This window comes from Bacillus sp. ZY-1-1, from assembly GCF_003047165.1.
Classification (GTDB): Bacteria; Bacillota; Bacilli; order Bacillales; family Bacillaceae; genus Bacillus; species Bacillus velezensis.
Genome location: NZ_CP027061.1, coordinates 1,970,380 through 1,982,582 on the forward strand (window position 1 = coordinate 1,970,380; position 12,203 = coordinate 1,982,582).

At 49.5% G+C, this 12,203-nt stretch carries 9 protein-coding genes; all 9 read left to right on the forward strand.

The window, feature by feature from the left end:
* Window positions 1-11 precede the first annotated feature (11 nt).
* The 9 genes from C5I45_RS10175 (at window position 12) to C5I45_RS10215 (ending at window position 12,189) form a co-directional block, all read left to right on the forward strand.
* Window positions 12-3,815 carry a non-ribosomal peptide synthetase gene (locus tag C5I45_RS10175; RefSeq protein WP_069013589.1) on the forward strand — a complete coding sequence of 1,268 codons (3,804 nt, stop codon included), beginning with the start codon at window positions 12-14 and terminating at the stop codon, window positions 3,813-3,815.
* Between the two features lie 75 nt (window positions 3,816-3,890).
* Window positions 3,891-4,271 (forward strand): DUF1360 domain-containing protein, encoded by a 381-nt coding sequence (locus C5I45_RS10180; protein ID WP_058906078.1) that lies wholly within the window; start codon window positions 3,891-3,893, stop codon window positions 4,269-4,271.
* Window positions 4,272-4,392: 121 nt separating this feature from the next.
* Entirely contained in the window at window positions 4,393-5,931 is a 1,539-nt protein-coding gene (locus tag C5I45_RS10185) for a glycoside hydrolase family 10-like protein (protein ID WP_107994365.1), read from the forward strand.
* A gap of 142 nt (window positions 5,932-6,073) precedes the next feature.
* Window positions 6,074-7,216 (forward strand): acyl-CoA dehydrogenase family protein, encoded by a 1,143-nt coding sequence (locus tag C5I45_RS10190; protein WP_032857977.1) that lies wholly within the window; start codon window positions 6,074-6,076, stop codon window positions 7,214-7,216.
* Window positions 7,217-7,260: 44 nt separating this feature from the next.
* Complete coding sequence (locus tag C5I45_RS10195) at window positions 7,261-8,901, forward strand: AMP-binding protein (RefSeq protein WP_107994366.1); 1,641 nt, start codon at window positions 7,261-7,263, stop codon at window positions 8,899-8,901.
* Between the two features lie 21 nt (window positions 8,902-8,922).
* Window positions 8,923-10,272, forward strand: coding sequence for an acetyl-CoA carboxylase biotin carboxylase subunit (locus tag C5I45_RS10200; protein WP_107994367.1), 1,350 nt, complete (start codon window positions 8,923-8,925; stop codon window positions 10,270-10,272).
* Entirely contained in the window at window positions 10,269-10,481 is a 213-nt protein-coding gene (locus tag C5I45_RS10205; protein WP_007410121.1) for an acetyl-CoA carboxylase biotin carboxyl carrier protein subunit, read from the forward strand. Before C5I45_RS10200 ends, C5I45_RS10205 begins: the two co-directional genes overlap by 4 nt.
* Before the next feature lie 15 nt (window positions 10,482-10,496).
* On the forward strand, window positions 10,497-11,396 hold the full coding sequence (locus tag C5I45_RS10210; RefSeq protein ID WP_007410122.1) for a hydroxymethylglutaryl-CoA lyase: 900 nt from the start codon (window positions 10,497-10,499) through the stop codon (window positions 11,394-11,396).
* Window positions 11,397-11,409: 13 nt separating this feature from the next.
* Window positions 11,410-12,189 (forward strand): enoyl-CoA hydratase, encoded by a 780-nt coding sequence (locus C5I45_RS10215; RefSeq protein ID WP_107994368.1) that lies wholly within the window; start codon window positions 11,410-11,412, stop codon window positions 12,187-12,189.
* The last annotated feature ends 14 nt before the right edge of the window (window positions 12,190-12,203 follow it).

Sequence of the window (12,203 nt, forward strand, 5' to 3'; positions counted from 1 at the left end):
GGGAGGAACACATGGACAAAACAAAAAATATCCAAAATATTTATCCCCTCAGCCGAATGCAGGAAGGAATGCTTTTTCATTCCTTTCTGCAAAAGGAGGGGGCTGCATATATCGAGCAATCCGTCTTCACCATAAAAGGCCGGCTTCGTCCGGAATTGTTTGAGCAAAGCGTACAGTCTGTCATCAGCCGTCACGATATTTTCAGAACGGTTTTTTTACCTCATGTCGCTCAGCTGAACGGCCCCCGCCAAGTCGTGCTGCGTGAGCGGGAATTCCGGCTGCACCGCGAAGATCTTACACATTTGGATGAAGCGGAACAGAGCGCCTACTTACAGCGATTTAAGGAACGTGACCGCTTAAAAGGCTTTGACTTGCAAAAGGATATGCTGATGCGTGTGTCTTTGTTTAAAACGGCTGAGGAAAAATATGTATGCGTCTGGAGCCACCATCACATCCTTATGGACGGCTGGTGCCTCGGCATCGTCCTTCAGGAATTCATGCATATGTACCGGGCGATTGAATCAGGCTCACCCGTCACACTGGCGCCCGCAAAGCCTTACAGCACGTATATTACATGGCTGACTGATCAGGACAAAGACGCGGCTTCTGAGTATTGGAAAGGATATTTAGCAGGCTGCGAGACACCCTCAGGACTCCCGAAAATATCGGCCCGTCCCCAGGAAAAAGGCTACCGTAAGAAAGAGCTCCTGTTTTCTTTAGATCAAAATCTGACAGACAGGCTGAAAACCATCGCCAAAGAAGAGGGCGCTACGCTCGCGGTTCTTATGCAGACTGTATGGGGCCTGATGCTGCAGCGATACAACCGGACGGACGATGCCGTATTCGGCGCCGTCGTATCAGGGCGGCCTTCCGTCATTGACGGCGTGGAAAGCATGATCGGGCTGTTTATCAATACTGTGCCGGTACGCATTAAAACGGGTGACGAAAGCTTTAGAGAACTGCTGGGACGCTGCCAGAAAGAAATGCTTGATTCAGAGGCGTTCAGTTATCATCCGCTTGCTGACATCCAATCTCAGACTGAGCTGAAACAGGATTTAATCGACCATATCATCGTGTTTGAAAATTATCCGATTCAGCAGCAGATGAGAGACGCGGAAAAGGAATCGGATGCACCGTTCCGGATCGGGAATGTCAATGTTTCGGAACAATCGGGCTACGATTTTAACCTCATCATAGCGCCCGGCGATGAGCTGATCATCAAATTCAGCTACAATGCGAACGTTTATGACGAAGTATGGATAGAGAGCGTAAAAGGACACTTGGAAGAGGCGCTGCGCGGCGCCGCCTTCAATCCCGATGTTTCCGCTGATCGGCTTCCGATGCTCGGACAAAAGGAAAAATCAAGAATAATCGGCGAATTTAATGACACGAAAACAACGTATGAAAGAGACGAAAGCATCATCAGCCTGTTCAGCCGACAGGTGAAGAAAACCCCGGACCATCAGGCGCTTCACGCCGGCGGGCTGACGATGACGTACCGGGAGCTCGATGAACGGTCAACTGCGTTCGCCCGCATCCTGCTGGAAAACGGTTTGGCGCCAAAAGGAATTGCCGGGATTCTTGCCGAACGCTCACCGGAATTTATCATCGCTGTTCTCGCTGTATTGAAAGCGGGAGGGACGTACCTTCCGCTCGATGCAGAACTGCCATCCGACAGGATCGCCGATATGCTCACTGAGAGCGGAGCACAGCTGTTAACGGTACAAAAAGGGATTGAGACTGACATTGACTTTTCTCACATCATCTCTATCCCGGCTGCAGCTGAAAAACAAACAGCTGAGGCGGGTAAACTGAATACCGTTACGTCACCTGGTGACCTTTCCTATATTATGTATACTTCCGGTTCAACAGGAAAACCGAAGGGCGTGATGATTTCCAACCGCAACGTCGTATCGCTCGTGTCAAACAGTAATTACACGTCAGCCGGCACGACGGACCGTCTCATTCTGACAGGATCCATCGGTTTTGACGCAGTGACGTTTGAAATCTTCGGAGCGCTATTGAACGGAGCGTGCCTCCATGTGGTTGACCGCACGACAATGCTTGCCCCTGAGAGGTTCGGCAATTATCTTTCTTCAAACCGTATTACGATTCTGTTTTTGACGACGGCGCTTTTTAACCAGTTTGCCCAGGCGGATCCGGAGATGTTTTGCGGATTGCACACCTTATATGTCGGCGGAGAAGCATTGTCCCCGGCGCTCATCAATAAGGTCAGACACCGCTGTCCGAATCTCAGCCTTTATAACATATACGGACCGACGGAAAATACGACATTTTCCACCTTTTACGAAATCAGGCACGATTTTTCTCAGCCGATCCCAATCGGAAAACCGATCAGCAATTCAACCGCGTATATCATTGATAAAAATGGCGGACTTGCACCGATCGGCGTGCCCGGTGAGCTTTGTGTCGGCGGGGACGGGGTTGCCAAAGGCTATTTAAACAGGCCTGACTTAACAAGTGAAGCATTTGTCAGCCACCCGGTTCATCCTGAAGAAAAGATCTACAGAACAGGGGATTTGGCACACTGGCTGCCTGATGGAAGCATCGGATACATCAGCCGTATCGACCGTCAATTCAAGATTCGCGGGAAGCGTATCGAGCCGGCCGAAATCGAAGCGCGGCTGACTGAAATTGATGGAATCAGGGAAGCGGCAGTCATCGTGTCAGACGAAGGACAAGAAGCAACCCTTTGTGCGTATTATACAGGCGCACATGCTGAAGAAAGAGCCATTCGATCCCTATTGGCCAGGTCGCTTCCCGACTATATGATTCCGCAGTATGTGATGAAGCTTGACCGTATGCCGCTTACCGTAAACGGCAAAGTGGACCGCCGCAGGCTGCCTGCGCCGGAACGGAAAAAAGCTTCATCAAAAGCCGTTCCGCCACGAAACTGGGTAGAGCGTGAGCTGATCGACATTTGGACGCCGATCCTCGGCTGCGGGGAGCTGGGCATACAGGATGACTTCTTTGAGCTGGGCGGCCATTCTTTGAAAGCATTGCAAGTGATTCATCAGCTGAAGACCAGGCAGCAGATGGATGTGCCGATTGAAATGATATTTGAATATCCGACAATTGAACAATTGGCTGAAAAGCTGTATTCAAACACACTGTCAGAAGCTGCCGAACAGCATATCAGCAGACTGAATCAGCCGAAAGGCCGCAATCTTTTCTGTTTTCCGCCTATCTCAGGTTTCGGCATTTTCTTTAAAGATCTGGCGGCGGCATTAAATGGACGGGCTGCTGTGTACGGTTTTAACTTTATTGAAGAAGACAGCAGAATGGAACAATACATTGATAAAATGCTGGAAATCCAGCCGGAAGGCCCTTATATCCTCTTCGGATATTCAGCGGGCGGCAATACGGCATTCGAGGCTGCAAAAGCGATGGAAAAGCGCGGCTTAGAAATCAGCGACGTCATTATCGCAGACGCGTACAGAAAGCTTGACGCACTGCCGCCGCAGCCAACAAACGCAACAGCCGAAAATGTCCCGGAAGCCGTCAGGGAAGCGGTCATCAGAAAAACAGAGCGCTATCAAACGTACTGGGCGGAACTGATAAATGACGGCCAAATTGCGGCAAATCTCCATTTTATTGAGGCCGGCATAAAGGAAGAGCACAGTGATAAGACCGAGCCGGTGAAATGGGAAGGCGCCACAACGGGAGTCTATCAGGAATATCAAGGCGGCGGCGCCCATAAAGATATGTTTGAACCCGCCTTTGCACAGCAAAATGCTGAGGTCATACTGGACATCATCGCAAACAGCGGAAGACGCTTGGCGCGGAATCTGTAACATCCGGCAGAATGACTGAAGAAGACAAAGGGCAAGATAGGGGAATCAAACTCAGTTTTTTTTGGAGGCTTTGAGATGACGAACCTATCTTGGCTTACGTATGTAATGATTATTCTTGCCAGCTACCGGCTGACCCATTTGATCGTATTTGATAAGATTACGGAATTCATAAGAAAACCCTTTATAAAGCAAGAAAAAACCGTCGATCAAAACGGGCGCGCCGTCCAAAAAAAAGTCCCTTCCTCCGCATTCGGTTATATGCTGCAATGTTATTGGTGTGCGGGCATCTGGTGCGCCATATTAATTGGCATCTGCTATTTGGTCTGGCCCCGCTATGCACATCCGGTTATTTTCATTTTGTCCATTGCCGGAGCGCAGGCCATTCTTGAAACATGCGTCGGCGTCGGAACGAAGGTCATTGACGTGCTCGCCGCCATAAAACATAAAAAGTCCTGAAGCGTGTTGATTCGCTTTAGGACTTTTTTCTTTCCCTTTTAGGCTGAGAGGAGCAAAGCAGGCTTTCTGATTCACCGCCCGGAATGCTTCGGAATACCGTAAAGCAGAGAGGGGGAAAAACATGAAAAGCTGCCGTTTTAGCATGATATGGTTTTTGGCCGTTGTACTGACAGCCGGCATCTTTACGTTCTCAGCATCCGCACAAGCAAGCGGCACTCAGCCGGAGAGAGAAATGAGAGCCGTCTGGATCGCGTCTGTCACTAATATCGACTGGCCCTCTAAAAAAGGGCTGTCACCGGAAGAGCAAAAAAGAGAATACAGCAAGCTGCTGGATGACGTTCAGGAGATGGGAATGAACGCCGTTATCGTCCAAATTAAGCCTGCGGCTGATGCTTTTTATCCATCAGATTACGGGCCTTGGTCAGAGTATCTGACAGGAACCCAAGGCAAAAATCCCGGCTACGATCCGCTTGCTTTTTTAGTTGAAGAGACACATAAACGGAATCTTGAATTTCACGCTTGGTTCAATCCTTACCGGATCACGATGAATCACACAAATTTGAATGCGCTTTCAGATGATCATCCCGCGCGTTCCCATCCGGACTGGGTCGCTGCATACGGAAAACAGCTGTACTATAATCCTGGAATTCCGGAAGTAAGACAATTTATAACGGATGGAATCAAAGAGGTGGTCAGCCGTTATGACATTGATGCGGTTCATATGGATGATTATTTTTATCCTTATAAAATTGCCGGACAGGAATTCCCCGATCAGGCGGAATACGAACGGTACGGAAAAGCTCACTTTGCATCAATTGATGACTGGCGCAGGGATAACGTCAACCGGCTTGTAAAAGAAATCAACGAAACCATCAAACGAGAAAAACCTTATGTCAAATTCGGAATCAGCCCGTTCGGCGTATGGAGAAATGCCGCAGATGATCCGACAGGCTCCGAAACGGCCGCCGGGGTGCGGAACTACGATGACTTATATGCTGATACAAGAGAATGGATCCAAAAAGGATACATTGATTACATCGCACCGCAAATTTACTGGAGTATCGGATTTAAAGCGGCGGCATATGACGTCTTAGCGGATTGGTGGGGAAAAGAAGTGAACAATCGGCCGGTGCATTTATATATCGGGCAGGCTGCTTATAAAATCAACAACAATACTGATCCGGTCTGGGCCGACCCGGGGGAATACGGAAGACAGATTACTCTAAACAGAGGATCAGCATGGATAAAAGGCAGCATGCATTTCAGTTTAAAGGATTTAAACCGTAATCCGCTCGATGTGAAAAACCGTTTGATCAATGACATGTACAGCCGGCCCGCATTAATTCCCGAGATGCCTTGGCTCGGACATTCCGCTTTAAAAAAACCGGCTGTCAAACGGGCGGAGAAGAATGCTTCAGGCCATACACTCTATATCGAAGATGCGAAATCCAACGGTAAAAAAACGGCTTATTACGCCATTTACCGCGCAGAAAAGGGAAAGCAGCCTTATTTAGTGGATACAGTCAGAAAAACATCGTCACGGACGCAGACATTTTCAGATACTGTTATTCGGGCGGAAGAAGCATGCACCTATATCGTTACTTCCGTTGACAGGCTTCACCATGAGAGCCGTCCCTCCGCAAAACGGACGATTAAATAGCCATTATTAATAAAACTGACAGTTGCGGAACTGTCAGTTTTTTTTTGCGGCGGATGAGTCCGAATGTTCAGACTTTATTTGGATGGAATGAATAAAGACCCCCATTAATAAAATGTAGAAAGCAGCAGAAGGAGGAAGGTTAATGAATTTTCAACTGACAAAAGAACAGCAGATGGTGCGCGAAATGGTCAGAGATTTCGCCAAAAATGAAATTGCCCCGAAAGCCCATGAGGTTGATCAATCAGCCGTCTTCCCGATAGACACATTTAAAAAAATAGGCGAACTCGGGCTGCTCGGAATTCCGTTTCCGGAAGAATACGGCGGGGCGGGCGGTGACACCATTTCATATGCAGCAGCGGTCGAAGAAATCGGAAAAGCCTGCGGCAGCACGGGGCTGAGCTACGCGGCAGCCGTGTCACTCGGCGCAAGCCCATTATACTATTTCGGTACTGAGCAGCAAAAGCAAGAACATCTTGTTCCGCTTGCTTCGGGAAAAGCGCTCGGATCATTCGGGCTGACAGAGCCGAATGCCGGTTCAGATGCCGGCGGCACCCAGACAAAAGCCGAGAAAAAGGGCGATGACTATGTGATAAACGGAGAAAAATGCTGGATCACAAACGCAAATTACGCCCGCACGGTCATTGTCACCGCCGTTACGGGAAAGAACTCCGCCGGAAAACCGATCATTTCAGCTCTCATCGTCCCGACAGACACACCGGGATTTACGATCACAAATCCGTACGACAAGATGGGTGTGAGAGGATCGGATACGGCCGAGCTTGTGCTGGAGGATGTCAGGGTGCCTGCCGATAACCTGCTCGGTGATCCTGAAAAAGGTTTTAAACAATTTTTATATACATTAGACGGCGGGCGGATCTCGATTGCGGCACTGGCTGTCGGTATCGCTCAAGGCGCACTGGAGGCGTCGCTGTCATATGCGAAGGAACGCAAGCAGTTCGGCAGTCCGATATCGTCATTTCAAGCCATTCAATTTAAGCTGGCCGATATGGCGATGGAAATTGACCTTGCCAGACAAATGGTGCTTAAAGCGGCATGGCTGAAGGATCAAAACCTGCCATTTACGAAAGAAGCGGCATTCGCCAAGCTTTATGCTTCAGAAATGGCCGTCAGAACCTGCCTTCAGGCCATCCAAATTCATGGCGGTTCCGGTTATATGAAGGAATGCGGTGTCGAACGTATGCTTCGTGACGCAAAGCTGATGGAGATTGGCGAAGGAACATCAGAAATTCAAAGAATGGTCATCGCAAGACAGCTTTTGAAGTGAAATGAAAACGTTTACTAAGACAGGGATGGAAGGGGGCAGGTCATATGGCTGAACTTATCCATTTAACAGCCGGAAAGCTGCTTGAGCGGACCGCGGAGCTTTTTCCGGATCATGAAGCGGTTGTTTACCCTGAGCGCGGCCTTCGTTATACGTATGCCGAGTTTGACCGGTTATGCCGGCAAACCGCAAAAGGGCTGATGAAACTGGGAATTGAAAAAGGAGATCATGTGGCCATATGGGCATCCAACATACCGGAATGGCTCGCGGCGCAATTTGCAACGGCGAAAATCGGCGCCGTTCTGGTCACCATCAATACAAATTTTCAAATCGCAGAACTCGATTACCTGCTGGCGCATTCAGACGTCTCGGCCCTGATAATCATGGATTCCTACCGGCAGACATCTTATGTTGAGATGGTGAATAAGCTGATTCCGGAGCTGAAAACTTGTGAGCACGGCAGGCTGCGTTCGAAACGTTACCCCTTTTTACGGACGGTGTTATATATCGGTGATAAAAGCCCGCCCGGGATGCACCGCTGGGATTCTTTGCTGAAGGAAGGCGAAGCTTTAACGGATGCAGCGCTTGACGGAAGGATGGACAGCCTGAAAAAGGATGATTGCATTCATATGCAATATACATCAGGTACGACCGGATTTCCGAAAGGCGTCATGCTCTCACATTTTAATATCGTAAATAACGCGGCCAATATCGCAGAATGCATGAAGCTTACTTCAAGTGACCGTTTATGTATTCCCGTGCCGTTTTTCCACTGCTTCGGGTGTGTGCTCGGCGTGCTGGCATGTGTTTCCGCGGGTGCGGCGATGATTCCGATCGAACAGTTTTCTCCGCCGGCCGTTCTGAAAACGGTGGAGCAAGAAGCCTGCACGGCTCTGCACGGTGTACCGACGATGTTTATCGCCCTCCTAAATGACAGCCGTTTTTCTGAATATGATCTTTCCCACGTCCGAACCGGGATTATGGCAGGCTCGCCATGCCCGGCGGAAGTCATGAGAGAAGTGATCGGCAAAATGAGGATGACCGGCATTACCATTGCCTACGGACAGACCGAAGCATCACCTGTCATTACGCAGACAAGAACGGATGATTCATTTGAAAGAAGAGTGGAAACAGCGGGGCGCGCGCTTCCCCATATCGAAGTCAGAATCGTTCGGCCCGGAACATCCCAAGAAGCCGACCGGGGTGAACAAGGAGAGCTCTGCACCCGCGGATACCATGTCATGAAAGGCTATTATAAAAATCAAGAAGCGACCGAAGAAGCGATAGACAAGGACGGCTGGCTGCATACCGGTGATTTGGCTGTCATGGACGAGGACGGGTACTGCAAAATCACGGGCCGTCTGAAAGACATGCTGATCAGGGGCGGCGAAAATATCTATCCGCGCGAAATTGAGGAAATGTTATATCGGCATCCCGCAGTGGCAGACGTTCAGGTCGTCGGCGTGCCTGATCCGAAATACGGAGAAGAGGCCGCGGCGTGGGTCAGGCTCAAAGACGGACAAACCGCTTCCGCAGAAGACATCAGAACCTTTTGCAAAGAACATATCGCCCGCTATAAAGTCCCCAGGTATGTTTTGTTTACAGATGAATATCCAATGACAGCCTCAGGAAAAATTCAGAAATTCAAGCTGCGGGAAAAAACGATTGAAGAGCTCAAGTTAACTTAATGAAAAAGGAGTGCTTCACATTTGTTTAAAAAAGTCCTGATTGCCAACAGAGGAGAAATCGCCTTAAGAATTATCCGCACCTGCAAACGCCTCGGCATCCCCTCGGCAGCTGTGTATTCAGAAGCCGACCGGGACGCGCTGCATGTAAAAGCGGCTGATGAGGCCTATCCGATCGGTAAATCGAGAGTAAATGAAAGCTATTTATATATCGACAGAATCATAGAAGCCGCCAAATCCGCCGGAGCGGACGCCATTCATCCGGGCTACGGGCTGCTGTCAGAAAACAGCCTGTTCGCCGAACGCTGTCGGAAGGAACAAATCACATTTATCGGCCCGCCCGGTGATATCATCGCCAAGATGGGCAGCAAGATAGAAGCCCGAAAAACGATGCAAAAAGCAAAGGTCCCGATCGTTCCCGGTGTTTCAGAGCCATTGCCCGATGTTCACTCCGCCTTAGCCGAAGCCCGTGCCATCGGCTTTCCGGTCATGCTGAAAGCGTCTGCAGGAGGCGGCGGAATCGGCATGCAGATCGTACATTCAGAAGAAGAGCTGGCCAAAGCGTTTGAAGGCAATCAAAAGCGGGCCGCATCCTTTTTCGGAGACGGCGCAATGTATATGGAAAAAGTCATTGAAAATGCCCGTCATATTGAAATTCAGATTCTCGCAGATTCTTTCGGAAACACCGTTCATCTGTTTGAACGTGACTGTTCAGTACAAAGGCGCCACCAAAAAGTGATAGAAGAAGCGCCGTCGCCGTTTGTTGACGATGAATTAAGACAAAGACTCGGTGAAACCGCCGTTAAAGCCGCTGAATCGATCGGCTACCAAAATGCAGGCACAATAGAATTTCTCGTCGACCAAAAGAAACAAATCTATTTTTTAGAGATGAACACAAGACTGCAGGTGGAGCATCCGGTGACAGAAGAAATTACAGGACTGGATCTTGTGGAAGAACAGCTGAAAATCGCCGCCGGGCAGGCGCTGACTTTCTCGCAGAAAGATATCAACCACCGCGGTCATGCGATAGAAGTGCGGATCTATGCGGAAGATCCGGTCACCTTTTACCCGTCACCCGGTGCCATCTCGTCTTTTTCCGTTTTAAGACACCCGTCAGTGCGACACGAATGCGCCGTAGAAAAGGGAAGCGTCATTTCTCCGTTTTACGATCCGATGATTGCTAAAATGATCGTCACGGCGAATACGAGAAAACAAGCCATTGAACAACTGAAAACCGCCCTTGGCGAATATCATGTAGAAGGGATTAAAACCAACATTCCGCTGCTGACAAAAATTGCCCATTCAGAAGTGTTTGAAAAGGGTGAGGCAACAACCGGTTTTTTACAAACAATGAACGAGGGGGCGTCAAAATGAGCGTCATAAAAATTCAGATGGCGGGAAACCTGTGGAAAATTCATGTGAAGCCGGGTGATGTCATTGAAGAAGGGCAGGAAGTGGCCATCTTGGAATCTATGAAAATGGAAATTCCGATTATCGCTGATGCAGCGGGTACGGTGAAAGAAGTGAAAAAATCAGAAGGTGATTTCACTGATGAAGGAGAGGTCCTGATTGAACTTCAATAAAACGGGAGGTGCAGCATGAACTGTCCGAAACATGTCCGCATCAATGAAGTAGGACCGCGTGACGGCTTGCAGAATGAATCGGCGTGGGTGGATACAGAAGATAAGATTGAGTGGATCAATATGCTGTCAAAAACAGGCCTTCCCTATATCGAAGTGACATCATTCGTGCATCCGAGATGGATTCCGGCTCTGCGTGACAGCCTGGACGTCGCAAAAGGCATTGCCAGATCTGAACATACGGTCTACGCGGCTCTCGTTCCGAACCTCATCGGACTGGAGCATGCTGCAGAAGGCGGAATCGATCAGGCCTGTGTATTTTTATCTGCAAGCGAAACCCATAACCAAAAAAACGTAAACAAACCGATTGACCGGACCGTTCAAGAGCTCAGGCGGGTTATTACTGAAGCAAAAGCTGAAAAAATGGCGACGAGAGCTTATCTGTCCACTGTGTTCGGCTGCCCGTACGAACAGAACGTGCCGGTCGAACAAGTCATCCGCCTGTCAGACACCCTGCTCGAAATGGGTGTTGATGAAATATCGCTCGGCGACACGATCGGCGCGGCAAACCCCTTGCAGGTCATAGCCGTGCTTGAAGCCCTTTTGCCGAGAATTCCCGCCTCAAAAATCGCACTCCATTTCCATGATACAAGAGGAACGGCTCTAGCGAATATCATTCCCGCTCTTGATATGGGGATTACATCCTTCGATACTTCCTCAGGCGGGCTTGGCGGCTGTCCGTATGCTCCGGGATCAGCAGGAAACGCCGCCACAGAAGACGTCATTTATATGCTCGAACAAATGGGGATTGATACCGGGACGGACATGAATAAACTTCTTTATGCCGCCGGCTGGATCGCGGATAAAATAGGCAAAGATCTGCCAAGCAGAAACCTGCAGGCATTCAGAACGAAATGAGAAAGGAGAAGCCATGGGAGATTGCATCTTGTATTCCGTCTGTCAAGAAACGATCGGTCTGATCACGCTGAACCGCCCGCATGCGGCCAACTCACTGTCATCAGAAATGATTGATCATTTACAGCGTGTGATTGAAGACATCAAAAACTCGCCATCCATTCGCTGTGTCATTCTCACCGGCTCCGGAAACACATTTTGCGCCGGCGCTGATTTAAAAGAAAGAGCGGGGATGAATCATGAACAAGTTAAGAAAAGCGTCAGGCGTATCGGTGAAACGGCTGCATCCATTGAAGCTCTCCCGCAGCCGGTCATTGCAGCGCTGAACGGAACCGCTATCGGAGGAGGCCTTGAACTCGCTCTCGCCTGCGATATCAGAACAGCCGTCAGCCGGGCGGGCCTCGGCCTTCCTGAAACAGGGCTTGCAATCATTCCCGGGGCGGGCGGAACGCAGAGACTGCCCCGGCTCATCGGTCCCGGCGCGGCAAAAGAATTGATCTATACCGGCCGAAGGCTTTCTGCCGAAGAGGGAAAAGACATGAAGCTGATCGAGCATGTTTGTGAAGCCGATGAACTTATGGAAAAAGCAAAAGCACTGGCCGGCCGCATCGCCGCTAATGGGCCGATCGCCGTCAGACAAGCAAAATCCGCGATAAACAAGGGTCTGGAGACAGATCTCAATACAGGGCTCGAAATCGAACGAAAAGCATATGAACAAGTCATCCCTACACTTGACAGAGAAGAGGGCCTGCGCGCTTTTAAAGAAAAAAGACCCCCTGAATACAAAGGAAAATAAAACATGGAGGGACT

Coding starts and splice junctions, on each gene's coding strand:
- C5I45_RS10175 (WP_069013589.1), top strand. CDS start 12: ATGGACAAAACAAAAAATATCCAAAATATTTATCCCCTCAGCCGAATG.
- C5I45_RS10180 (WP_058906078.1), top strand. CDS start 3,891: ATGACGAACCTATCTTGGCTTACGTATGTAATGATTATTCTTGCCAGC.
- C5I45_RS10185 (WP_107994365.1), top strand. CDS start 4,393: ATGAAAAGCTGCCGTTTTAGCATGATATGGTTTTTGGCCGTTGTACTG.
- C5I45_RS10190 (WP_032857977.1), top strand. CDS start 6,074: ATGAATTTTCAACTGACAAAAGAACAGCAGATGGTGCGCGAAATGGTC.
- C5I45_RS10195 (WP_107994366.1), top strand. CDS start 7,261: ATGGCTGAACTTATCCATTTAACAGCCGGAAAGCTGCTTGAGCGGACC.
- C5I45_RS10205 (WP_007410121.1), top strand. CDS start 10,269: ATGAGCGTCATAAAAATTCAGATGGCGGGAAACCTGTGGAAAATTCAT.
- C5I45_RS10210 (WP_007410122.1), top strand. CDS start 10,497: ATGAACTGTCCGAAACATGTCCGCATCAATGAAGTAGGACCGCGTGAC.
- C5I45_RS10215 (WP_107994368.1), top strand. CDS start 11,410: ATGGGAGATTGCATCTTGTATTCCGTCTGTCAAGAAACGATCGGTCTG.